The sequence below is a fragment of the Catenuloplanes niger genome (assembly GCF_031458255.1).
In the GTDB taxonomy this organism is placed as follows: domain Bacteria; phylum Actinomycetota; class Actinomycetes; order Mycobacteriales; family Micromonosporaceae; genus Catenuloplanes; species Catenuloplanes niger.
In genome coordinates, this window is the sequence record NZ_JAVDYC010000001.1 from 810525 (window position 1) to 834547 (window position 24023).

Consider the following 24023-nt stretch of genomic DNA (forward strand, 5'->3'; position numbering starts at 1 on the left):
GCCAGCGTGCCGCGCCGCACTTGCAGGATCCTTACAAGGCCCTAGACGATCCATAGACGAGGCGGCGCGGCCAGCACCGCCGTGTCGTCGCGGAACCGGGTGACCCGCAGCGACGTGACGACCAGCGGCGGCCAGCGGCGGCCGATGTCCACGGCCCGGCCGACCGGCTGCCCGTTGATCGCGTCGAAGACCTGCACCCGGCCGTACTGCTCGGTGGCGGTCGCGACGACCGGGCGGCCGTGGCGCTCGCCGAGCGCGATCGCCCGGACGCGGAAGCCCTCCGGGGTGAGGTTGAGCAGTTGCGCGCCGGTGTCCGCGTCCCAGATCCGCACGCCGTCGAAGTCGCCGCCGGCGGCCAGCACCTCGCGGCCCTCGATCCGGCCGGTGGCCAGCACGGACGCGGTGCCGGAGTCGAGGCTGAACGTGGTGTCCTGCCGTTCGCCGGTGGCGGCGTCGAACAGCACGATCGGGCCCGGGACGTCGGTGCCGGCGACCGCGACCACGGGCCGGCCGCGGTGGGTGAGGAACACCGGCGCGACGGCCAGGGTGGCGTACCCGGGGTCCAGCGGCACGTCCGCGCGGATCTCCCCGGTGGTCAGGTCGACGAGCCGCAGCCGTTGGGGAACGCTAACCGGTCGCTGACAAGCCACCGCCACGGTTGTCCGCATGCGAATGAGAAGCGTGTGCGTGGCGGCGGCCGCGGTGCTGGCCGTGTCCGCGTGCGGTGGTCAGCCGGAGCCGGGCCCGGCCGGGGACGGCGTGGTGACGCTGCGGACCCCCGGTGCGGCGGCGTCGCCGACGGCCGGGAACCGCCCGATCATCCGGCCGGACATGACCGTCGAGGAGATCTGGCGGCAGGACGACGCAATGTGGGCGTGCATGGCCGAGCACGGCGTCCCGAACCGGCAGGGTGCGACGGCCGGCGACCGGCAGTCGATCGCGCCGGTCGACGACGCGGTGCTGACCGCCGCGTCGGAGGCGTGCGCGCACCTGGAGCCGGAGCACTGGACCGTCGTCGAGGAGCGGACCAACCCGGAGTATCCGGACCTGATGCGGGAGGTGGTCGCCTGCGTCCAGCGGAACGGGCATCCGCACGCGGAGCTGAAGCAGGAGACCACCTGGTACATCGCCTACGGCGGCAACGACTCGGCGAACGCCGCGTACGAGGTCGAGGAGGAGTGCCGGCGGCAGGTGTTCGCCGACCGGATCAAGCTGTACGAATAGGGATCCGCACCGTCACGGTGGTGCCGCTGCCGAGCGCGCTGACCGCGTCCACACTGCCGTGATGCGCGCCGACCAGGTCGCGGACGATGGCCAGGCCGAGGCCGCTCCCGCCGGTGCCCCGCCGGCGGGAGGGGTCGGCCCGCCAGAACCGGTCGAACACGTGCGGCAGGTCCGCCGGCGCGATGCCGGTGCCGGTGTCGGTGACCATGACGACCAGATCGGTGCCGACCGGGCCGGCCCGGAGCGCGACCGTACCGCCGGGTGGCGTGTGCCGGATCGCGTTGGAGAGCAGGTTGCCGGTCACCTGGCGCATCCGCACCGGGTCGGCGACGATCGTCATCTCCGGGTCGAAGCCGGTACGCAGCCGCACGCCGCCGTTCTCCGCCGCGCCGCGATGGGCGTCCGCGGCCGGGCCGAGCACGTCGCCGAGCCGGATCGGCTCCGGGTGGATGCGCAGCGTGCCGGCGTCCGCGGCGGCCAGGTCGCGCAGGTCGTCGAGGATCCGGGACAGCTGTGACGTCTCGTCCAGCAGCAGCGCGAGCAGGCGCGCGTCCGCGGGCGTGACGCCGTCCTCGGCCGCCTCCAGCCAGCTGCGGATGTTCGTCATCGGGTTGCGCAGCTCGTGCGCGATGTCGTTGATCATCTCTTTCCGCTGCCGTTCCGCGCGCTCCCGGCGGTCGGCCAGATCGTTGAGCACGGTGGCCAGCCTGCCGATCTCGTCGCGGCCGGTGACCGGCATCGGCCGGGCGGACAGCGGCGCGCCGGCCGCCTCGGTGAGCGCCCGCAGCGGCCGGACCAGGCGCAGCCCGGCCAGCACCGTGACCGCCACGGTCACCGCCAGCACCGCGCCGGTGACCAGCGTGATCCGCACCAGGTTGTCGCGGGAGAGGCTGAAGACCTCGGGCCGGGTGCCGGCGGCCGGATCGGTGATGAACAGCAGCGCGGGCGGCGCCGTGTGCGGGCGCAACTGCTCCTCGCGCCCCTGCGCCACGCAGTCCGCGATGTCCCGCTCGGCGACGGTCCGCCCGGTGGCCGTGCGGTAGTCGGTGGTGAAGTCCACCGAGATGTACAGGTCGATCTCCGGCCGGGCCGGGTCGTCGCCGAGGCAGCCGAGCACGCGCGTGGCCAGCTCGCCGAGCGCGGCCTTCTCGGTCGGGGTGGGCGGTTCGAGCTCCGCCGGTGCACAGCGGTCGGGCAACCGGTGGACCGCGTCGGCGGGCACCACCAGGTCGGTGCGGCCGGTCGGCCGTTCGGAGGTCCGCACCGGCACGCCGAGCTCGGCGACGCAGTCGGCGATCGCCTGCGCCTGCTCGCGCAGCCGCTGGCGTTCGTCGTCCGGCAGCCGGTAGGGGCCGGTGGCCCGCGGGTCGATCTCCCGGGCGCCGTTCACCCGGAGCGGGTCCACCGTGGCGGTCGGCGGGCCGGCGGCCGGCGCGGGTCCCGGCGCCGACTCGGCGATCGGCTGCCGGTCCTCGGTGTGGAGGGCGATCCGGTGCCCGGTCCGCTCGGCCAGCCGGCGCAGCAGCGCGTCGACGCCGTCCCAGGAGCGGTGCGTGGCCGCGAAGCCCAGCACCTCGCCGTAGACGGCCTGGTCCTCGGCGAGCGACCGGCCCTGCTGCTGCTGGATGGCCCGGGTGGTGGTCTGCACCGCGAGCCAGGCGGTGCCGACCACCGCGCACACCGCCACCAGCGTCGACGTGGCCAGCAGCCGGACCAGGATGCTGCGGTGCAGCGGCACGCCCATCAGGTGCCGCCGGTGAGCTTGTAGCCGACGCCGTACACGGTGACCAGCAGCTCCGGCCGCCGTGAGTCGACCTCGATCTTGCGACGCAGGTTGAGGACGTGCACGTCGATCGCCCGCCGGGTGGCGTTCCGGTCCAGCCCGTTCGCCACGGCCAGCAGCTGGTTGCGGGTGAAGACGCGCTCCGGCTGCTCGCTCATCGCCTCGAGGATCGCGAACTCGGCGCGCGTGCACTCGATCCGCCGGCCGTCCCGGGACACCTCGTGACGCCCGGGATCGACGACCAGCGGCCCGATCCGGCGCGGTCCGGCCGGGTTCGGGGTGGCCGCCGAGCGGCGCAGCAGGCCGCGGACGCGGGCCATCAGCACGCGCGGGCTGTACGGCTTCGCCAGATAGTCGTCCGCGCCGAGCTCCAGGCCGACCAGCTGGTCCTCCTCCTCGGTGCGGGCGGTCAGCATCAGCACCGGCACGGACGACTCCTGCCGCAGCCGCCGGCACACCTGCAAACCGCTGACCAGCGGCAGCATCACGTCCAGCACGATCAGGTCGGGGCCGGTCCGCAGCGCCCGGTCGAGCGCGGCCCGCCCGTCGTGCACCACACCCACCCGGTGGCCGTCGGCCTCCAGGTATTGGCGCAGCACCTCGGCCTGACGCTCGTCGTCCTCGGCGACCAGCACATATGCACACACGCCGCGCACTATAGGCAGATCGCGCCGCCGATTTCGCCGTGCCGATCGTTGTCGCCCGCTAACAGGTTCCTGACCACTCGCCGCGATGAGAGCTCGCATGCACGGCCGCGCCGGCCGTCGCCTGAACCCTAAATAAGTTTAGGGCGGCGCCCCCTGGACCGGATCTGTTAACAGTCCTAATAATTGGCGAACCCCAATACCTCCGGCTCCACTGGATGGTCCGCCATGTCACTCCGCCGTTCGTTCGTCGCCGCGATCGCCACCGCCCTGGCCGGTACCGCGATCGCGGCGTCGGTCACGCTCGCCCCGGGCGCCTCCGCCGCGGTGGCCTGCGCCCCCGCCTGGAGCGCGTCCGCCGTCTACGTCAAGGACAACACGGTCTCCCACGCGTCGCGCAACTACACCGCGAGGTGGTGGACCCAGAACGAGATCCCGGGCGCCGGCGGCCAGTGGGGCGTCTGGGCCGACGGCGGCGCGTGCGGCACCGTCGCCCCGCCGACCACGCCACCGCCGACCGGTCCGGGCACGCCGCCGCCGGCGACCGGCACCAAGATGGCGTCCGCGCCGTACATCTACCCCGGCTGGGGCAACCCGCCGGCGCCGGCGACCGTGATGAACGCGACCGGGATCAAGGCGTTCACCATCGCGTTCGTGCTGGCCAACGGCTGCAACCCGGTCTGGGACGGGGAGAGCGGGCTGACCGGCGGCGTGCACGCGAGCACGATCGCGGCGATCCAGGCGGCCGGCGGCAGCGTCGTCCCGTCGATCGGCGGCTGGAGCGGCAACAAGCTCGGCCCGAACTGCGCCACGCCGGAGGCGCTCGCCGGCGCGTACCAGAAGGTCATCAACGCCTTCGGCCTGAAGGCCATCGACATCGACATCGAGAACACCGACGAGTTCGAGAACTACGTGGTCCAGGACCGCATCCTCGGCGCCCTGAAGATCATCAAGCGGAACAACCCGGGCGTGACGACGATCCTGACCTTCGGCACCACGCCGGCCGGCCCGAACGCGCACGGCATCCGCCTGATCAACCAGGCCAAGGCGCTCGGCGCGAACATCGACGTCTTCACCCAGATGCCGTTCGACTTCGGCGGCGGCGCGGACATGTACGCCAGCACGGTCGGCGCGTCCGAGGGCCTGAAGAAGCAGCTCACGGCCACGTTCGGCTGGACCGACGCGCAGGCGTACACGCACATGGGCATCTCCGGCATGAACGGCCTCTCCGACCAGCAGGAGCTGACCACGGTCGAGAGCTGGACCCGGATCCGCGACTACGCCCGCGCCAACAACTTCGCCCGCTTCACGTTCTGGGCCGTCAACCGCGACCGCGGCTGCCCCGGCGGCGGCGTCGTCTCCGACTGCAGCGGCATCGCGCAGTCCGACTGGGCCTTCACCAAGGTCAGCGCCGGATTCTAGAACCGGCCGCGGGCCGCCGGGGGTACACCGTGCCCCCGGCGGCCCGCCGTCAGGTCAGCGACGCGAGGATGACGTCCGAGGCGGCGCGGCTGACGTCCGGGACGGCGGACGGCTCCCGGCCGGCCCGCTCGGCACCGGCCCGCAGCACGCCGGACAGCAGCTCCACCGTGAGCGGCACGTCGCCGACGTCGCGGAACTCGCCCCGCGCGATCCCGTCCCGCACGACCCGCTCCACCTCGGTCACGATCGCCTGGAACGGGCTGTCCGGCCCCTTCGGCACGACCGTCCCCACCGGCCGGAACATCAGCTGCAGCACCGGGTCCGTCAACGCCGCCAGCACCACCTCGACGATCTCCCGCAGCCGTTCGGCCGCCGGATCCGCCGACCGGGCGGCGATGCCGGCCACCCGCTCCGCCGTGGGCCGGGCGATCCGCTCGGTCAGCGCCACGATCAGCGCGCTCCGGTCCCGGGCGTAGTTGTAGAGCGTGTTGCGGGCGAGCCCGGCCCGGGCCCCGATGTGGCCCATGGTGATCGAGTCGTAGTCGCGTTCGCGCAGCAGCTCCCGCGTCGCCTCGGCCAGCCCGGCCCACACCATCTCGTGGTGCTCCCCGATGCTGGCTCCCCTGATCCGCGGCATCCGGCCATCCTCCCCCACCGGCGTCCCGCGGCCCGGCCGCGGCCCCCGAGGATCAGAACACAGAAGATCCTGGGCCGCAGTGCCCCTCGCGGCGCCGCGCCGGTGTCAGCCGGTCCGGACGGCGGCGCGCGAGAGGTGCGCGTTCTCCTGGTGGGTGGCGGTCAGGCGAACCCGGCTCAGGCGCCAGCCACCGGCCGTGCGGATCGCCTCGTTGTCGTAGAACCCGGCCACCAGCCATCGGTCCGGCCCGTCGCCGGCGGTCCCGGCCGGCAGCCAGTGCTCGGCGCGCACGTGTGCGTGAATGGTCGCCCGGTCGCCGTCGATCTCGACGACGTGGCCGGTGATGACGTGGTGGGTCGCGGCGAACGCGGCGAACGAGGACCGCAGGACGCCGGTGTAGTCGTCGAGCGGCACGGTCATCGGCGGGATCCCGGCGACGGACTCGAAGTCGACCGCGACCGGGTCGGTGAGGACGCGGCCGGGCAGGTCGGTGAACTCCTTCAGGTCGGCGATGTCGGCGTATCGGCCCATCAGCTCGATGAGCGCGGCGCGATCGTCCATGCGGTCCTCCGTTTATGCGACAGTCTGTCGCAAAAGATTACGACAGACTGTCGCGAAAAGGAAGGGTCACCCCTTGCCGATGCCGCTGGTGAGGCCGCCGACCAGCTGACGTTCCGCGAAGGCGTAGCAGAGCAGGGCCGGGATCATCGCGAGCGTGACGTAGGCGAGGATGCGGGCGGTGTCGGCCGAGTACTGGGACTGGAACTGCTGGACGCCGAGCGGCAGCGTCCACCAGCGTGAGTCGTTGAAGACGATCAGTGGCAGCAGGTAGTTGTTCCAGCTGCCGACGACCGCGAGGACCGAGACCGTGCCGAGCGCCGGACGGGACATCGGCAGCAGGATGCGCCAGAAGAACCGGACCGGGCCGGCGCCGTCGAGCACCGCGGACTCCTCGACCTCGGGCGGGATGCCGCGGAAGAAGCCGCGCAGGACCACGATGGTGACCGGCAGGCCGAACGCGATCTGCGGCAGCACCACGCCGAGCGGATTGCCGAGCAGGCCCATCTCGCGCAGCAGCACGAACAGCGGCAGGATCGCCACCGCGAACGGGAACATCAGGCCGATCGCGAAGACGGTGAACAGCGTCTCCCGGCCGGGGAACGCGTACCGCGCGAAGATGTACGCGGCCATCGCGCCGATCCCGACCACGCCCACGGTGGTGGCGATCGCGATGCCGACGCTGTTGCCGGCCTGCCGCCAGAACGCGCCGGAGCCGAGGATGTCGGTGTAGTTGCCGGGGATCCACGGATCGGGCAGGCCGAACGGGTTCGTGAACAGCTGGCCGTTGTCCTTGAAGCCACCCAGCACGCCGAACACGATCGGCACCACGATGGCCGCGCCCACCAGGATGCTGGCCAGGTGCAGCGCGCCGTGCCGGGCCGCGCGTGCGCTCATCGCCGGTCTCCCATCGTGGTGACCGCGCCCTCGAGGTCGCGGCGCAGGACGAAACGCTGGTAGAGCAGGCCGAAGAAGAGACTGATCAGGAAGATGGCCATGCTGATCGCGCTCGCGTAGCCGACGTGGAACCGCTTGAACCCCTCCTGGAACATGGTCACCGCGAGCGTCTCCGAGGAGCGGATCGGCCCGCCGCCGGTGAGCACCCAGACCATGTCGAAGAGCTGGACCGTGCCGAGCACGGACAGGAACACGCTGATCCGGATGGTTGGCCCGAGCAGCGGCAGCGTGATGTGGCGGAACGCGCGCCACGGGCCCGCGCCGTCGGTCGCGGCCGCGTCGTGCAGTTCCGGCGGGATGCTCTGCCGGGCGGCCAGGTAGAGCAGCGTGTGGAAGCCGAAGTACTTCCACGAGATGACCAGGAACAGCGAGTACATCACGGTGTCCGGGTCGGCGAGCCAGGTCGCGCCGAGGTCGCCGAGACCGATCAGCCGGGTGATGTGGTTGGCCAAACCCTGGTTCGGCGAGAAGATCATGGTGAACAGCACCGCGGTGACCACTTCGGACAGCACGTACGGCGCGAAGAACACCAGCCGGTACGCCCGCCGCCCGCGCAGCGGCTGGTTGAGCAGCATCGCCAGCACCAGCGAGAACGGCAGCTGGATGCCGATCGACAGGGTCACCAGCAGCAGCGTGCGCCGCAGGTCGCCGGCGAAGATCTCGTCGGTGAGCAGCCGCCGGAAGTTCTCCAGACCCACGAACTGGGTGGGTACGCCGAAGCCGTTCCAGGTGAACAGGCTCGCGTACCCGGCGACCACGATCGGCGCGAGCACGAGCAGCCCGAACAGCAGCAGCGCGGGCGCGAGGAACAGCACGATGGTCGGCCAGGGACGACGGCGCCGGGACCGGGAACGGACCGGCGGCCGGGCCGGTGCGGCCGGCCGCCGTTCGATGATGACCACCGTTCGTCAGCCCTGCTTCGCCGCGGTGGTGATGGCCGCGGCCACGTCCTCCGGGCTGGCCTGGCCGGCCAGCAGCTCGGCCACGCTGTCGTTGACCTGCTGGCCGACCGCGGGCGCGAACGCCTGGTCGAGGTAGAGCTGGAACCCGGTCGAGGAGGCGAGCGTGTCCGCCACGCTCTTCAGGTTCGGGTCGGTGACCGCGTCCTGGGCGGCCTTCACCACCGGCAGCACCCCGGCGGTCCTCGCCTCGATGCGCGCGTTGTCCGGCTGGGCGATGAACCGCAGGAACTCGATCGCCGTGTCCGGCGCGTTCCGGCCGACCGCGAACCCGCCGCCGCCGCCGAACGCGTCGGTGATCCGCCCCTTGCCGCCGTCGACCGCGGGGAACGGGAAGAAGCCGAGCTTGTCGCCGAGCCCGGCCTTGCCGGCCGAGGAGTCCTTCTGCACGGTCGGCGCCCACTGACCCATCAGTTCCATCGCCGCCTTGCCGTTGCCCATCGTCGCGGCCTGCCCGTCCGCGGTGGAGTAGCCCGCGGCGAGGAAGCCGGTCTGGAACGGCTGCAGCGCGACCAGCTCCGCGAGCCGGGTGCCGGCGGTGACGAAGTCCGGCGCGGCGAAGCTCTTGTCGGCCGCGGCCTGTCGCATCAGGTCCAGCCCGCCGATCCGCAGCGCCAGGTAGGCCCAGTAGTAGTGGCCCGGCCACTTCTCCTTGCCGGCCAACGCGATCGGCGTGACGTCCGTGCCCTTCAGCCTGCGGACCGCGTCCAGCAGACCGGCCCAGGTGACCGGCGGCGTCGTGACGCCGGCCCTGGCGAAGAGCTCCTTGTTGTACCAGAAGCCGACCATGCCGGTGTCCACCGCGGACGCGTACACCGCGCCGTCGACGGTGTAGGCGTCGAGCGCGGACGGGATCAGCTGGTCGCGCCAGCCGCCGACGTCGCCCGTGAGGTCCTTGACCATGCCGGCCTCGACCTGCTGGGCGAGGACGCCACCGCCCCAGCTGTGGAAGATGTCCGGCGGGTCACCGGCCTGGATGTTCGTGGTCAGCTTGGTCTTGAACGCCTCGTTCTCCAGCGCGGTGATCTCGATGGTCACGCCGGGGTTCGCGGCCTCGAACCGGCGGGCCATGTCCGCCCACGCGGAGAGCATCGGATCGGTGTTGGCGATGTGCCACCACCGGATCGTCCCGCCCCCGCTCGCGCTCCCACCGTCACCGGCACCGCATCCGCCGAGCGCCAGCCCGGCGGCTCCGGCACCGGCCAGGCCCAGCAACGACCTGCGACTGATTCGCATCACCAGGGACCCCTTTCCGAAAGGGTGTATCGGAACGGCCGGTTTCGCGATCACCGAAACTTTCGCTCATCGACCGGAATTTGCGAAGCTGCAATCGCACGGTACGAGACGGTGATCGATGGGTCAAGGGGAGGAATCGTCCTGCCCAACGGCGTGCGACCTGCGGATCTTGCCGGTCATAACACTTATTCGGCGAAGCGCTCCGGAGTCGCCGTGCACGAATCGCGCAGCCGAACAAATCCGTACGTAAACCGAAAGTTTTGGATTTCCGGGCCGGAATCAGAGCCCGTGCCGGGGCCCGAGCCCGGCGGCGAGGTCGGCCACGGTGTGCGCGCGGACGCCGGACGGGGGCGATCCGGCGACGCGCTCCGCCACGTCACGCACGTGCGCCTCGGCGGTCCGCGCGAGCCCGTCGTAGACGGCGGCGAACAGGTTCCGGGCGGCCTCGCGCGGCCAGTCCGCCGGGAGCAGCCGGGCCGGCAGCGCGGGATCGAGGACCGGCAGCCGCCGGTAGTCGTCCATCACCTCGGTCCGGACCCGCACCGCGCCGGCACCGGTGATCGACCCGGCGGACATCCGGGCCGGCGTCGCGCGCCAGCGCCGGATGAACGCGGCGTACTCCGCCCCGATCGCGGCGAGGTCCCAGGCGTCGATCGGGGCGCGCCCGGCCGCCGCGCCGACGTCGACGTGCCGGGCCCGGAACACGGTCAGCGCGCCGGGCGCGAGCCGGTCCAGCTCCGCGCGCGCCGGGTCGCCGAGCGCACGCGGCGAGACCCACAGCCCGTCGTACAGCGGGGCGTACCCCATCCACCGCAGCTGCGTGCGCAGCCCGCGCCGGCGAGCGGTCTCGGCCTGCGGCAGCGAGAACGCGATCAGCGTCCAGCACTCGTCCCACGGTTCGGCACCGGCCGGCGAGACGATCGCGCTGCCGCCCACGGCCAGGAAGCCGGCCGCGGCGGCGGTGAGCCGGTAGGAGCTCTGCCGCCCGCGCCGGCTGCCCTCCAGGACGCCGCGACGGGCGAGCCGGCTGATCGCGGTGCGGGCCCCGGCCGGGCTCACCCCGGCCTCGCCGAGCAGCGCGACGACCGCGGCCGACGGCAGCCAGGCCCGGGTCCGCAGCGTGTAGTCGGCCAGCAACGTCACGGTCAGGCCCTGCGGCGAGTTGCCGGCCTGGCGCCGCGGCAGCCGCACCGCGCCCGCCGCGTCCTCCGGGAAGATCTCCTCGATGTCGTACGGGCTGGTCACGCGACGCTCCGGCGGGCTGCTGAGGACGGTCGATCTCGACTGTAGACCGCCACACCCGACATCAATCGAGGAGCGTCGATTGACAGTTGGGCGGTCGCGGAGCAATCTAAGTGTCACACGTCGCTCCGCGCCGGGCCGCGCGAGCCGACCAGGGCCGGGCGCTCACCGACTCCCGTGCCCGACACGTCGGCGGATCGCCGCCGCCTCTCGCCCGCCCCGTGCGGCACCCCGCCTCCCTCGAGGAGTTGCCACCATGAAGTTCAGACAGACCCTGCTGCTGTCCACGGCCGCCCTGACGATCGTCGCCGGCCTGGCCGTGCCGGCGAGCCGGCCCGCGTTCGCCGCGTCGCTGACCGAGGTCACCGACTTCGGCGGCAACCCGGGCGGCATGCGCATGCACGTCTACGTCCCGGACACCCGCCCCACGAACCCACCGATCGTGGTGGCCATGCACGGCTGCGGCGGCTCCGGTCCCGGCTTCTACGCCGGCAGCGAGTTCGCCGCGCTGGCCGACCGGCACGGGTTCATCGTGATCTACCCGTCCGCGATGCAGGAGGCCGGCTTCGGCAGATGCTTCGACACCTGGTCGGCCGCGGCGAAACGGCGCGGTGGCGGCAGCGACCCGGTCTCGATCGCGTCGATGGTCGCCTACGCCGGCCGGCAGTACGGCGGCGACCAGAACCGGGTCTACGCGACCGGCAGCTCCTCCGGTGGCATGATGACCCAGCACCTGCTCGCCCTCTATCCCGACCTGTTCCGGGCCGGCGCGTCGTTCATGGGCGTGCCGTTCGACTGCTTCGCGAACGCGGCCGACTACCCGCCCGGCGCCAGCCGGTGCACCGGCGGCGCGATGAACCGCACACCACGCCAGTGGGGTGACGCGGTCCGCCAGGCCTACCCGGGATACACCGGGCCGCGGCCCCGCGTGCAACTGTGGCACGGCACCAACGACACGCTGGTGCCGTACTCGCTGCTCCAGGAGTCGGTGGAGCAGTGGACCGACGTGGCCGGGCTCAGCCAGACCCCGACGTCCACCGACACCCCGCAGGCCGGCTGGAACCGCCGCCGGTTCGCGGACGCCACCGGTGACGTCCGGGTCGAGGCGTACGCGATCCAGGGCGCCGGGCACACGCTGCCGAGCGGTGGCATGGCCGCGGCGGCCGTCGCGTTCTTCGGCCTCACCACGCCGCCGTCCACGCCCACACCGCCGTCCACGCCCACCCCGACACCGCCGTCCACGCCCACGCCGCCGGTGACCGGGACGTGCCGGGTCACCGACGCGATCAACGCGTGGAACACCGGGCTGACGTCGGCCATCACCGTCACCAACACCGGCACCGCCCGCGTCGACGGCTGGACGCTGTCGTTCACGCTGCCCGCCGGCCAGACCATCACGTCCGGGTGGAACGCGTCGTACGCGCCGTCCACCGGCCAGGTCACCGCGCGCAACGCCGGCCACAACGCGGCGATCGCGCCCGGCGCCTCCGTCTCCCTCGGCTTCCAGGCCACCCACACCGGCAACACGTCCGCACCGTCGTCGTTCAGCCTGAACGGCGCCGTCTGCACCACCGCCTGAACCACGGTTCCCCGTCAGCACCGCGCCCGGCCCGGCCGGGCGCCCCACCGCAGGAGTGAGCACCGATGACCGGACAACCCGCACGGAGACATCGCATACTCGGCACGGCCGTCGCGGCCGCGCTGCTGGCCGTGGCCGGAGCGGCCGCGCTGACCGGCGGGACGGCCGCGGCCGGGCAGACCGGCACGCTCGCCGCCACCGCCGGGTGCGGCAAGAACCCGACGCTGCGCGACGGGACCTACACGATCCAGAGCGGCGGACGCGCGCGGACGTACCAGCTGCGGCTGCCCGGCAACTACGACAACAACCGGGCGTACCGGCTGGTGGTCGGGCTGCACTGGCTCAACGGCAGCGCGAGCGACGTGGTCGGCAACGGGTTCTACGGCCTGCAGGCGCAGGCGGGCGGCAGCGCGATCTTCGTGGCACCGCAGGGCCTCGACGCCGGCTGGGCGAACACCGGCGGCCGGGACGTCACGCTCGTCGACGACATCCTGCGCACGATCGAGAACGACCTGTGCGTCGACACGTCGCAGCGGTTCGCGCTCGGGTTCAGCTACGGCGGCGCGATGAGCTTCGCGCTGGCCTGCGCCCGGCCGGCCGTGTTCCGGGCGGTGGCGCCGATCGCCGGCGCGAACCTCAGCGGCGGATGCTCGACGGCGTCGCAGCCGGTCGCCTACTTCGGCATCCACGGCACCCGGGACAGCGTCCTGAACATCTCGTCGGGCCGGTCGATCCGGGACGTGTTCGTCCGCGCGAACGGCTGCACCGCGCAGAACCCGCCGGAGCCGGCGCAGAACAGCGGCACCCACATCACCACCGCGTACGCGGGCTGCCGACCCGGATATCCGGTGCAGTGGGCGGCACACGACGGCGACCACGTGCCGCTGCCGACCGACCGCAACGCCGGTACGTCCTGGGTGGGTGCCGAGGTGTGGCGGTTCTTCAGCCAGTTCGCCAGCGTGACACCGCCGACCACTCCCCCGCCGACGACACCGACCGGCCCGCCGCCCACGACACCGACCGGCCCGCCGCCGACCACGCCGCCGGCCGGCGACCCGGCGTGCCGCGCGAGCGCGACCGTGAACGCGTGGAACACCGGGCTGACCGCGAACGTCACGGTCACCAACACCGGCCGCACCGCGCTGAACGGCTGGAACCTCGCCTTCACCCTGCCGGCCGGCCAGACCGTCACCAACGGCTGGAACGCCACGTACACGCCCACGTCCGGCCGGGTCACGGCCACCAACGTCGGGCACAACGCGCAGCTGGCACCGGGCGCGTCCGTCACGTTCGGTTTCCAGGCCACGCACACCGGCGACAGCGGCGCGCCAGCCGCGTACGCGCTGAACGGCTCCGCCTGCGCCTGACCGCACGCAGGGGTGGCACCGGCCCGGTGCCGCCCCTGCGTGTCGCGGTGCCGTTCCCGGCCGGTGCGGGCACGGTCCCCACACCGGCCGGCAACGCGGCGACCGGCCGGAGCCACCGGCACGCAGCCGGACCGTCTGAGCAGTCCGTCAGGATGGCTGAACGCCCCTCGCCCACCGGCGGCGACGTCCGGCGGACCGGGCTACGACACCGCGGAACACCGTGCCGCCCGGGTGGTCCGGGTCCGGCCGCCGGGTGGGCGCGCGGCGTACACTTCCGGCCTGTGAAGATCAGTGCACCCATCAGCGCAGACCGCCCACTCCTGGTCATGGCGATCGATCTGGAGGCCGAGCACCTCGGCACCGATCTGCCGATCCTCTTCACCGGGATGGGCAAGGTCAACGCGGCCGTCGCGGTCGCCGCCGCACTGTCCGCCGGACCCCGGCCCAGCGAGATCATCAACCTGGGCACGGCGGGCGCGCTCCGCGGCGGACTGTCCGGCACGCACGTGGTCGGCACCGTCGTCCAGCACGACTTCGACGAGGAGACGCTGTTCCGGCTGACCGGCGTGCTCAGCAGCCCGCCGCTGACCGTCGGCCCCGAGGACGCGGTCACGCTCGCCACCGGCGACTCGTTCATCGCGGACGACACGGTCCGCGCCCGCCTCGCCGAACACGCCGCACTGGTCGACATGGAGGGTTACGCGATCGCGGCCGCCGCGCACGCCGCGGGCGTACCGGTCCGCCTGGTCAAGCACGTCAGCGACGAGGCCGGCGCGGGCGCGGACCGCACCTGGCGGGAGTCGGTGGCCGACTGCTCCCGCGCACTCGGCGCCTGGCTCGCCCAGCGAACCGCCTGACGGCACACCACGGGCGGGTCGCCGGCCGGCCGCCGGTCACGCCGTCACTCGCGGCCGCACCGCCCCACGGCCGGCGATCCCGGCACCCGGCGCCGGTGTCGCCACGGTGCCGGGCAGGATTCCCCCGGCATCCAGCGCGGTTCTGGGCGGGGCGCCGGGACCTCGCATCCGGCGCACCGCGTACCGGCGCCGGCGTCGCCCCGCGTCGGGAGGCTTTGCCTTAGAACCCGAGCGAGGCAATGTTCCCGCTTCCGGCGTGGTGCGGCCCGCATGCTCCCGCGGGCCAACCTCCGGTGCTCCGAAGACTGCGCCCGCGCTCCGCTTCGGAGCACCGATCGGAGCCGGTGCCGCCGTGGCCCGGACGAACGGGTTCCGCGGTGACCCGGACCCGAAGCGAACCACGCGTTTCCCGCTCCGCCGGCGCCCGGCGGAACCGCGATGTCCGCGGCGCCGCGGGCACCGGATTCCCCGGCGGCGCCTGATCCCGGGTGATACCGACACGTCCGGCGACGCGGCCGCTCCGGCGGCACGGGATCACCGGGAGCGCGGATGCGCTCGCCGCGTCAGGCGGCACGGGAACCCCGGGAGCGCGGATGCGCTCGCCGGGTCAGGCGGGGCCGGAACTCCGGCGCACCCGCAGCACCGCGGGGAACTCACCGCGCCAGTGCGCCGCGAGTTGCCGCTTCACCAGCGCGCGGACCGCGGCGGCCGCCATCTCCTCGACGGGCTGCCGGACCGAGGACATCGGCGGGGTGGTGCACAGCGCGATCACGCTGTCGTCGAAGCCCACGATCGCCACGTCGTCCGGCACCCGCCGGCCCGCGTCGGCCAGCGCCTGCATCGCGCCGGCCGCCACCGCGTCACTGCCGGCGAAGATCGCGTCCAGCGCCGGCTCCCGGTGCAGCAGCCGGCCGGTCAGGTCGTACCCGGAGTCACGGTGGAACTCGCCGGTCGCGGCCAGGTCCGGCAGCCCGAGCTCGTGCACCGCCCGCCGGTACCCCTCCCGCCGCCCGTCCGCGTCGGTGTGGCCGGCCGGGCCGTGCAGCGCGGCGATGCGGCGACGACCGGTGTCGAACAGGTGCCGGACCGCCGCGTACGCCCCACCGGCGTTGTCCACCCCGACGAACGGCACCGCGGGGGCGCGCACCCCCATCGAGACCACCCGGTCGCACCGGGTGTAGAACTCGCCCGCGATCTCCGCCGGCACGTTGAGCAGCACCACGCCCACGCTCACCGTGCCGGCGACGGCGTCGAGGAGCGCGGCCACGCCGGACCGGTCCACCAGGTGCACCTGCAGCTGGAGGTTGCTGCCGGCCAGCTCCTGGAGCATCCCGGCGGTCACCCGGCCGTAATAGGGGCTCACGCCGAAGGCCGCCGCGTCCTCGACCACGACCAGTTCGACGACCTCGCCGCGCCCGACGGCCAGCGCGCGGGCGACCGGGTCCGGTCGGTACCCGAGCCGGGTGATCACCTCTTGGACCCGCGCCCGGGTCTGCTCGGCGACGCCGGGGGCGTCGTTGATCACCCGCGAGACGGCGGCCTTGGACACGCCCGCACCGGCGGCGACGTCCGCGAGGGTCGGCCGCTTAGGAGACATTGGACGATCATATCGCCATTGATCATCACCCTCGCATGCCCTGATCACCGCGTCCGACACATCCACGTATCGACATCCGTGCCGATATAGCCGTAGGATCGCGGCCGGTCCACCGTGGACCGGTCCAGGAAATCGGGGGATTTCTGTGTCGTTGTCGCGACGCGTTCTCGCCGCGTTCACCGTGCTGATGGCGGCCACCGGCGCCGCTCTCACCGGTCCGGCGCACGCCGCACCACCCGCACCCGCACCACCCGCACCAGCAGCCGCGGCCGCGTCGGCCGACGTCGTCCGGGAACCGCTGCCACCCGGCTTCGACGGCACCGCGCCCGCGCCGCTGCCCACCGCCGTGACCCGGGCCGAGATGGCCGCGAACGCGGTCCGCTGCGAGGGCGACGGCGTCACCGGTAAGCGGGTCGAGGTGCTCTACGTCCGCGAGGCCGCCCAGGCCAGCCGCTACGCGCTCTACGCGCCGACGATCCGCACCTGGATGGCGAACGTCGACGACGCGTTCAACGACAGCGCCGCGAAGACCGGCGGCAGCCGGCACGTGCGCTTCGTGACCGAGGCGGCCGGCACCGGCTGCCAGGTCGTGGTCCGCAACGTCACGGTGCCCAACGGCACGTTCACCGGCAACAACTGGGCCACCATCAAGGCGGCCGTGGCGGCGCAGGGCTACAACCGCACCGACCGCAAGTACATGGTCTTCGACGAGAACAGCGCGGTCTGCGGCGGCGCCGACCCGGACAACGACGAGACGCCCGGCCCGTCGAGCCGGTGGAACCTCGGCCCCCGCTACCTGGAGGTCGGCCCCGGCTGCTGGGGCGCGAACGCGGCCGCCCACGAGCTCGGGCACCTGTTCGGCGCCGTGCGCGACTCCGCACCGCACGCGGACGGTGCCGGGCACTGCGTCGAGGAGTGGGACCTGATGTGCTACGGCTCCGCCGTCAGCGCGTACACCTGCGGAGAGAAGGACCACGACCGGCTGCTCGACTGCGGCAACGACGACTACTTCCACACCAACCCGCCGGCCGGCAGCTACCTGGCCACGCACTGGAACTCGGCGAACAGCGAGTTCCTGATCAAGGGCAGCACGCCGGACAACGACGACGGACACCTGCGCGGCGGCAGGTCTTACGTGATCACCAATGCCGCCACCGGGCACGCGCTGGAGCCGCTGAACGGCAGCACCGCGCCACTGACCGAGATCAGTCAGCGGCCGGTCTCCGGCGCGCAGACGCAGCGCTGGCTGCTCAACTACGCGACCGGCTGGCGGCTGGTCAACGTGGCCAGTCAGCTGTGCCTGGACGACTACTACAGCCAGACCGCGCCGGGGACCACGTCGCTGCAGTACTACTGCGAGCAGTCCAACGGCATGGCCTGGGCGCTGCAGCCGGTCGGCAACGGCCGGTACGCGATGATCAATTACCTGACCGGGTACGCGCTGACCAGCCAGGGCGCGCACCCGGCGAAGCTGGCCCAGTACCCGTACACCGGTGACGTCACGCAGCAGTTCACGCTCACCCCGGTGGCCGAGTCCGCACCGGCCGCCGGCAACACGTACACGTTCACCAGCCGGCACGGCACGCACATGTCGGTGCCGAACGCCACGGTCGGCGCGTTCGTCACGCACACCGCGATCGGCACCGCGACCATCCAGCGGTGGACGCTGCAGGCCGGCAACGCGGCCGGCCGCTTCCGGATCGTCAACGCCGCCACCGGCCTGTGCCTGCGGCCGGAGACCACCGCGACGACCGCCGGCCTGCGCCTGCAACAGGTCACCTGCGGCACCGGCAACGAGCAGAACTGGACGATCCGCCGGTACGCCGACACCCGCTACGGGTTCATCAACGTGGCGACCGGCCAGGCCGCGTCGCTGCTCACCGGTGCCGCCGGGGCGAACGTCACGCAGCAGCCCTACCAGGGCGGTGACTCCTCCGGTGGCCTCGCCGACCGGGTCTGGGGCCTGATCAAGGTCTCCTGACCCACCCCGCCGGTCCTCGCGGCACGCCCCCGTCGCGAGGACCGGCCCCTTCGCGGGGTTCCGGGCGCCCGCGGTGACCCCGGCCGGGCCGCCGAGCGGTCCGGGGTGGCGCGCAGGTACCGACGGCCTGGCGCGCAGGTTCACGTCCGGGTCCCGGGATCTGCCTAGGCTTCATCGACGTGACAACCGAGAATCACCCCACCACGATCATCTTCCGGCGCGGCATCGTGCTCACCATGGAGCCGGGGCGAGCGGAGCTGTACGACACCGACGTGCTGGTCGAGGACGGCCGGATCACGGCCGTCGGCACCGGCCTCGAGGCGCCGGCCACGGCCCTGGAGATCGACGCGGCCGGCGGCATCCTGATGCCCGGCATGATCGACACGCACCGGCACATGTGGCAGACCGCGCAGCGCGGATACGGCTCCGACTGGACGCTGACCAACTACTTCTACTTCTACTACATCAACCACGTGCACGCGTTCCGGCCGGAGGACGTCTACGCCGGGAACCTGCTCGCCGCGCTGGAGTCGATGAACGCCGGCGTCACCACCACCGTGGACTGGTCGCACGGGCTGCGTACCACCGCGCACGCGGACGCGGCCGCCGACGCGCTGGACCGGGTGCCGGGCCGGTTCGTGCTCGCCTACGGAAACCACGCGCAGGCGCCGTGGGAGTGGTCCACGACCGGGGAGTTCCGCGACTTCGCCGACCGCCGCGGGACCACCGGGCTGCGCACGCTGCAGCTCGCGTTCGACATGAGCGCCGACCCGGCGTTCCCGGAGCGGGCCGTGTTCGACGTGGCACGCGACCTGGGCCTGCGGATCACCACGCACGCCGGCGTGTGGGGCGGCTCCGACGACGCCGGGCTGCGCCGGATGGCCGACCACGGCGTGCTCGACGACCGGATCACCTACGTGCACACCGGGTCGCTGTCCGAGGACTCGTACCAGCGGATCGCGGCGACCGGCGGGCACGTCTCCGTCGCCACCGAGAGCGAGTCCGCGGCCGGGCAGGGCTACTCGCCGACCCGGCGGCTGCGCCGGCACGGCATCCGCACCTCGCTGTCCACCGACAGCAGCGTGCTGGTCAGCGGCGACATGTTCCACGCGATGCGCGCCGCGCTCGGCGCCGACCGCGCGCTCGGCCACCTGGAGGCGCACGCGGCCGGCGGGACCGTCACCGACAACGAGCTGCGTGCCTCCGACGTGATCCGCTACGCCACGCTCGGCGGCGCGGAGGCGATCGGCCTGGACGACCGGATCGGCAGCATCACCGTGGGCAAGCGCGCCGACCTGGTGCTGATCAAGAACGACCGGAACCCGGCCATGTTCCCGATCATCCATCCGGCCGGCCACGTGGTACAGCAGGCCGGCACCGGCGACGTGCACACGGTCCTGGTCGACGGGCGCCTGGTCAAGAAGGACGGTGTCCTGCTGCTCGGCGCCCGGCTGGCCGAGGCGCGCCGGCTGGTCGCGGACAGCGTCGGCCGGTTGCGCGACGGCATGGACGAGGCGGCCTGGAACGCCGGACTGCGGCCGGACCGGCCGGACGTCGAACTGGTCCACAACCCGTACCACTACGGCCGGAACGCCGAGTAGGACGGCCGGTCGTCCGCGCCGTGGCAGCGCACCGCCGATCCGGTCCGCGGGGCCACAACGCGGTGTGGCGGGCGCCGTGTCGCCGGCCGGCTGCCGGCCGGTGGAACCGAACGGTGGCCGGCCGGTGGACGCGGACGGCGGCCGGACGGTGGCCGGACGGTGGCCGGACGGTGGACGCGGACGGCTACCGGCCGGTGAACGCGGACGGTTACCGGACGGTGCGCGGGGTGGGGTTCGTGGTGACCGGCGGCGGGACGTGCAGGGAGGCCGCCCGCGGCCGACCGGTGCCCGCGGGAGCGTGCGGGTCGCACCACGCCGGAAGCGGGCACAACGGCTTCGGCCCTTGGGACGGAGCACGATGGACGGTCCTATTCGGACGGTTGCCGGGCGTCGTCGCCGGGGGTGCGGCCGTAGCGGCGTTTGAACGCGCGGGTGAAGTGGCTGCCGTCGGCGAACTGGTAGCGGGCGGCGGCCTCCGCGACGCCGAGGCGGCCGGTGGCGGCGGTCAGGGCGGCGCGGGCCTCGGCGAGTCGCTGGTCACGGACGTATCCCATGATCGACTCACCGGTCGCGGCGAACGCGCGCTGCAGCGTGCGCAGCGAGACGTTGAGGTCACCCGCCAGTGCGGCCGGGGTGAGGCCCGGATCGGTCAGGCGGCGGCGCGCGAGGTCCTTCGCGGTCCGCACGAGCGTCGGCTCCAGTCGCGGGTCGGCCGGGTCGGCGGCGCCGCGGACGACGGTGCGGGCCAGCTCGATCAGCACGGTGGCGGCGGTGTCCACGCCGGCCGGGGTCAGCTCGGGCAGCGTGCGCCGGACCATCTCGGCGTGCGTGGCCAGCAGGCGCAGTTCGGCGGTGCGGGCGGAGCCGGTCACCGCGCGGCCGCCGAGCAGCGGCAGCAGCGCGTCGGCGGGCAGGATGACGACGTCGGCCGTGGTGCCGGGCGGGAACCGGAAGTGCGCCAGCGGCTCCGCGTGCCGGATCAGGAACCCGCCCGCGGGCACGGTGTGCAGGCTGTCCTCCCGGGCGCCGCCGAGCACGACCGCGCCGCTGCGCACGATCCACAGGCGGACGAACTCCTCGTCCCGGCAGGGCGGCCCGGCGGTGCGCGCCGGGGTGGCCCCGCGCAGCCGCAGCGAGACCGTGTCGCGGACCCGGGCGACCCGCATCCGGAACCGGAAGTCGGCGAGCGTACCCGCGCTGAAGTGCGGGAACGCGAACCGGTCGCCGACGTGACGCAGCCAGTCGTCGCCGAGGTCGGACACGGGTGCGCGCGCCCCGTCGAAGGCGAACGCCCCGGCCGTCGTGTCGCTCATGATCTGCCGAGTCTGCCGCGTACGACCCCGCACCCGCCAGTCCGGACCGGCGGCCACGTCGGTGCGCGGGTACGGGTGCCGCCGCCGCTCAGTACGCCAGGTTGAGGTGTGCGCGGTGGTGCTCGCGCCGCTCGATGAGGTCGACGAAGCCGATCGCGTAGTCCGGGCCGGAGATCTCGCCGCCGCCGGGCCGGAGGGCGACGTCGTCACCGACGCGGTAGGTGTCGCGCCGCTCGCCGGGCGCGAACGAGCCGAACGTCCCGGCCGGGCTGACGAACACCCAGTCGAGCGTCTCCGGCGTGGCCGGGAGGTCCTCGTCGACCACCGCGGTCATGGTGAGCAGCTCGTTGTGGATCTCGGCGGGCGCGTGGCTGAGGTCGGTCGCGAACCGTGGCGCGCCGGCCGCCGGGCGCAGCGACGAGTAGCCGCCGACCACGAAGAGCGGCGCGTTCCCGGCGTCGGCGAGGCGGGCGACGGTGCGGTAGACGTCGCGCAGCACGCCGGCCAGCGCGCCGCGCGGCGCGAGCGCGCCCACCACGACGTCGGCGCCGGAGACGGCCTTCGCCAGCGCGGCCTCGTCCGCGGCGTCGCCCTGGACGTAGGTCACGCCGGCCACCGGCTCGGCCGGGAGCGAGCGGCTGAACGCGGTGACCTGGTGACCGCGCGCGGCGGCCTCCGCGACGATGGCCGATCCGGCGTATCCGGTGCCGCCGATGACGCTGATCCGGGACATGGTGGTGCCTTTCTCCGCAGGGTTCGCGCAGCCCACGACCGGGCCACAACGGTTACCGTAGGAGAGCAGATCTCCATGGGGAAGAAGGCACTTCGTGGTAACCACGTTCATGGGCGACCCGTACGTCGCGGACTGTCCGACCCGGCGCATCCTCGACCGGATCGGCGACCGGTGGACCGTGCTGATCATCGGTGTGCTGGGCGACGGCGACGCCCGCTTCTCCGAGCTGCGCCGGCGCGTCGAGGGCGTGTCGCAGAAGATGCTCACCCAGACACTGCGCGGCCTGGAGCGCGACGGCCTGGTCCGCCGCACGGTCCACCCGGAGGTGCCGGTCCGCGTCGAGTACGCGCTCACCGACGCCGGCCGGACGCTGCTGGAGCCACTCCGCGCGTTGCAGCGCTGGTCGATCGAGCACCTCGGCGACGTGACGGCCGCACAGGAGGCCTACGACCACACACGGTGACAGGCCCGGCGCACGGCCGGGCCTGTCACCGTCGTCGCCGGCGTCCGCCGGTTCAGCGTCCGCCGGTTCAGCGTTGCAGGGTCAGCGTTGCAGGGTCAGCAGCCCCGGGCGGTACGGCAGCAGGCCGTAGTCGCCGCCGGAGCTGGGGTTGCGGCCCTGGTAGAGCAGTCGCAGGTTGCACGGGTCGATCGTCATGGTCTGGTCCGCGCTGACCCGCAGCAGCTCACCGTGGCTGATGTCGTTCGTCCAGGTGGCGCCGCTGTTCGCCTTCCCGGCGAACGGGTTGCTCTCGGTGGCGGCCTGCGGTGTCCACGAGCCGCCGAGGCTGGAGGCGGTGAACGACCGGAAGTAGCGGCCGTTCGCGCCGATCGCCTCGACGATCATCAGGTACTGGTTCTGGCCCTGCACCTTGTACACCTGCACGGCCTCGAACAGGTTGTTGGTGGTGTCGCTCATGACGATCGTCGAGGAGGAACCGAAGCTGCCCGGGAAGTTCCCGATCGGCATGCTGGCCCGGTAGATCTTGCCGTTGTCCCCGGCGAAGAACAGGTACATGTTCGTGCCGTCACCGATCACCGCCTGGTCGATCGGCCCGGTCCCGGAGCCGGTGATGCTGCCGGAGAACAGCGTCTGCGGCGCCGACCAGCCGTTCGGGTTCGTCGGGTCGCTGGACGTCCGGTAGGAGAACGCCGGACCGCCCCACTGGTAGGCGAGCACCCAGATGTTGCGCGGCGCGAAGTAGAACAGTGACGGCGCCACAGTCCCGGACGACATCGCGTTCTGGCTCGCCGAGGCCATCTCCGAGTAGTTCGTGAACAGGCTGAAGTTCATCGAGCCCCAGCTGGTGCCGAAGTCGTGCGTGGTGGCGTAGACCAGCTGCCGGCCGTTGTACGGCGCCACCGTGAAGTCCTTCAGCGACACCCAGCCCGAGCGCGGCTGCGCCAGCGGGCCGGACGAGCTCCAGCGGTACGTCGACGGCAGCCCGCACGCACCGCCGGGCGGTGGCGTGGTGGGCGTGCCGGAGCCGAGCCGGACCAGCTGCCACTGCTGGTTGACGCCGTTCCAGTCGCCGTACTGCACGATGTTGCCGCCGTCCGCGGTGGACGCGCCCTGCACCTCCAGCGCCTTGCCGCTGTTGCGGTTGATCAGCTGGATGTGGCCGTCGACGTCCTGCACGCTGAACTGCTGGTTGGCCGCGTTGCTGTCGGTCCACTGCACGACCGATCCACCGTCCGCGGTCGACCAGTTGTAGACGTCCAGCACCTTTCCGGACAGCCGTGACTTGAGCCGGTAGTAGCCGCCGCCGGAATCGACGAACTGCCACTGCTGCTGGGTGCCGTCGTTGCGGGCCCACTGGGTGATCCGGGCGCCGTCCGTGGTGGCCAGGTTGTAGACGTCCAGGGCCTTGCCGCTGTTGCGGTTGACCAGCACGTACCACGCGCCGGTGTCGATCGTCGCGGCCGACGCCGCGGTCGCGGTCACCACCGCGGTCACGCTGCCGACGAGCGTGGCGACCAGCGCGACCGTCAGCGCGAGCCGCCGTCTGCTCCGGTGCTTCATGGAGGCGGCGGTGCGGGCGAACACCGCCGGCATCCGTCGCCGGTGAGGGCTTGTCATGCGAATCGGTTCCTTTCGGGTACGGGCCGCGGGTGGAGCATCCGCGGCCGGGAACAGACAGTGACGGTGATGCCGACTCGAGCGTCCAGCTCGCGACGCCCATGAGAGCGCTAACATCTCTGATCGCCAATATTGCCAGCTCATTTCGACACAATCAAGGATGGCTATCGCGAGGAATGGCACCGATACGCATCGTCGCAGCCAGCAGGCTTTCATAGCGACCGGTCGACAATGGCACGACTCGGCGGGGCAT

The 24023-nt window shown here is 72.9% G+C and carries 21 protein-coding genes; 8 read left to right on the forward strand and 13 right to left on the reverse strand.

All coding sequences use genetic code 11. The features are described from left to right. Positions 1–41: 41 nt before the first annotated feature. The gene (locus tag J2S44_RS03555; RefSeq protein ID WP_310408977.1) at positions 42–650 is read right to left on the reverse strand and encodes a WD40 repeat domain-containing protein; all 609 of its coding nucleotides are present in this window, start codon (positions 648–650) and stop codon (positions 42–44) included. Between the two features lie 16 nt (positions 651–666). Between J2S44_RS03555 and J2S44_RS03560 the strand changes: the two genes are divergently transcribed. Next, positions 667–1224 carry a hypothetical protein gene (locus J2S44_RS03560; RefSeq protein ID WP_310408979.1) on the forward strand — a complete coding sequence of 186 codons (558 nt, stop codon included), beginning with the start codon at positions 667–669 and terminating at the stop codon, positions 1222–1224. Here J2S44_RS03560 and J2S44_RS03565 read toward each other — a convergent pair. Further along, positions 1208–2968, reverse strand: a complete 1761-nt coding sequence (locus tag J2S44_RS03565) for a sensor histidine kinase (RefSeq protein WP_310408980.1) — start codon at positions 2966–2968, stop codon at positions 1208–1210. The two genes, J2S44_RS03560 and J2S44_RS03565, sit on opposite strands and share 17 nt — an antisense overlap. Continuing rightward, positions 2968–3654: a response regulator transcription factor gene (locus J2S44_RS03570; protein ID WP_310408981.1), complete on the reverse strand. Its 687-nt coding sequence runs from the start codon at positions 3652–3654 to the stop codon at positions 2968–2970. Before J2S44_RS03570 ends, J2S44_RS03565 begins: the two co-directional genes overlap by 1 nt. Positions 3655–3879: 225 nt before the next feature. On the opposite strand from J2S44_RS03570, the gene J2S44_RS03575 reads away from it, so the two are divergent. Next, positions 3880–5073, forward strand: a complete 1194-nt coding sequence (locus J2S44_RS03575) for a glycosyl hydrolase family 18 protein (protein ID WP_310408982.1) — start codon at positions 3880–3882, stop codon at positions 5071–5073. 49 nt (positions 5074–5122) lie between these two features. On the opposite strand, the gene J2S44_RS03580 is transcribed toward J2S44_RS03575, so the two are convergent. The 6 genes from J2S44_RS03580 to J2S44_RS03605 form a co-directional block, all read right to left on the reverse strand. After that, a complete protein-coding gene (locus tag J2S44_RS03580) occupies positions 5123–5710 on the reverse strand; it encodes a TetR/AcrR family transcriptional regulator (RefSeq protein WP_310408984.1) in 588 nt (195 codons plus the stop codon). 105 nt (positions 5711–5815) lie between these two features. Next, on the reverse strand, positions 5816–6271 hold the full coding sequence (locus J2S44_RS03585) for a nuclear transport factor 2 family protein (protein WP_310408985.1): 456 nt from the start codon (positions 6269–6271) through the stop codon (positions 5816–5818). Positions 6272–6337: 66 nt separating this feature from the next. Next, the gene (locus tag J2S44_RS03590) at positions 6338–7165 is read right to left on the reverse strand and encodes a carbohydrate ABC transporter permease (protein ID WP_310408987.1); all 828 of its coding nucleotides are present in this window, start codon (positions 7163–7165) and stop codon (positions 6338–6340) included. Next, a complete protein-coding gene (locus J2S44_RS03595) occupies positions 7162–8127 on the reverse strand; it encodes a carbohydrate ABC transporter permease (RefSeq protein WP_310408988.1) in 966 nt (321 codons plus the stop codon). The genes J2S44_RS03590 and J2S44_RS03595 overlap by 4 nt, the downstream gene beginning before the upstream one ends. Positions 8128–8133: 6 nt before the next feature. Then, positions 8134–9420, reverse strand: coding sequence for an extracellular solute-binding protein (locus J2S44_RS03600; RefSeq protein WP_310429464.1), 1287 nt, complete (start codon positions 9418–9420; stop codon positions 8134–8136). Positions 9421–9699: 279 nt separating this feature from the next. Then, the gene (locus tag J2S44_RS03605) at positions 9700–10665 is read right to left on the reverse strand and encodes a PaaX family transcriptional regulator (protein ID WP_310408989.1); all 966 of its coding nucleotides are present in this window, start codon (positions 10663–10665) and stop codon (positions 9700–9702) included. Positions 10666–10918: 253 nt separating this feature from the next. Between J2S44_RS03605 and J2S44_RS03610 the strand changes: the two genes are divergently transcribed. The 3 genes from J2S44_RS03610 (at position 10919) to J2S44_RS03620 (ending at position 14465) form a co-directional block, all read left to right on the forward strand. Then, a complete protein-coding gene (locus tag J2S44_RS03610) occupies positions 10919–12241 on the forward strand; it encodes an extracellular catalytic domain type 1 short-chain-length polyhydroxyalkanoate depolymerase (RefSeq protein ID WP_310408991.1) in 1323 nt (440 codons plus the stop codon). Positions 12242–12306: 65 nt separating this feature from the next. Next, entirely contained in the window at positions 12307–13608 is a 1302-nt protein-coding gene (locus J2S44_RS03615) for a CE1 family esterase (protein WP_310408993.1), read from the forward strand. 281 nt (positions 13609–13889) lie between these two features. Continuing rightward, complete coding sequence (locus tag J2S44_RS03620; protein WP_310408995.1) at positions 13890–14465, forward strand: nucleosidase; 576 nt, start codon at positions 13890–13892, stop codon at positions 14463–14465. A gap of 607 nt (positions 14466–15072) precedes the next feature. On the opposite strand, the gene J2S44_RS03625 is transcribed toward J2S44_RS03620, so the two are convergent. Beyond that, entirely contained in the window at positions 15073–16062 is a 990-nt protein-coding gene (locus J2S44_RS03625) for a LacI family DNA-binding transcriptional regulator (protein ID WP_310408996.1), read from the reverse strand. Between the two features lie 151 nt (positions 16063–16213). On the opposite strand from J2S44_RS03625, the gene J2S44_RS03630 reads away from it, so the two are divergent. Together J2S44_RS03630 and J2S44_RS03635 are read left to right on the forward strand one after the other, a co-directional pair. Beyond that, entirely contained in the window at positions 16214–18043 is a 1830-nt protein-coding gene (locus tag J2S44_RS03630) for an RICIN domain-containing protein (RefSeq protein WP_310408998.1), read from the forward strand. 179 nt (positions 18044–18222) lie between these two features. Next, positions 18223–19644: an amidohydrolase family protein gene (locus J2S44_RS03635; RefSeq protein ID WP_310408999.1), complete on the forward strand. Its 1422-nt coding sequence runs from the start codon at positions 18223–18225 to the stop codon at positions 19642–19644. Between the two features lie 368 nt (positions 19645–20012). Here J2S44_RS03635 and J2S44_RS03640 read toward each other — a convergent pair whose 3' ends face one another. After that, positions 20013–20957, reverse strand: coding sequence for a helix-turn-helix domain-containing protein (locus tag J2S44_RS03640; protein WP_310409001.1), 945 nt, complete (start codon positions 20955–20957; stop codon positions 20013–20015). An 88-nt stretch (positions 20958–21045) separates the two neighbouring features. Beyond that, positions 21046–21690: an NAD(P)-dependent oxidoreductase gene (locus J2S44_RS03645; RefSeq protein ID WP_310409003.1), complete on the reverse strand. Its 645-nt coding sequence runs from the start codon at positions 21688–21690 to the stop codon at positions 21046–21048. Between the two features lie 94 nt (positions 21691–21784). Between J2S44_RS03645 and J2S44_RS03650 the strand changes: the two genes are divergently transcribed. Next, a complete protein-coding gene (locus J2S44_RS03650) occupies positions 21785–22153 on the forward strand; it encodes a winged helix-turn-helix transcriptional regulator (protein ID WP_310409004.1) in 369 nt (122 codons plus the stop codon). Positions 22154–22234: 81 nt separating this feature from the next. On the opposite strand, the gene J2S44_RS03655 is transcribed toward J2S44_RS03650, so the two are convergent. Next, positions 22235–23713: a non-reducing end alpha-L-arabinofuranosidase family hydrolase gene (locus J2S44_RS03655; RefSeq protein ID WP_310429466.1), complete on the reverse strand. Its 1479-nt coding sequence runs from the start codon at positions 23711–23713 to the stop codon at positions 22235–22237. Between the last annotated feature and the right edge of the window lie 310 nt (positions 23714–24023).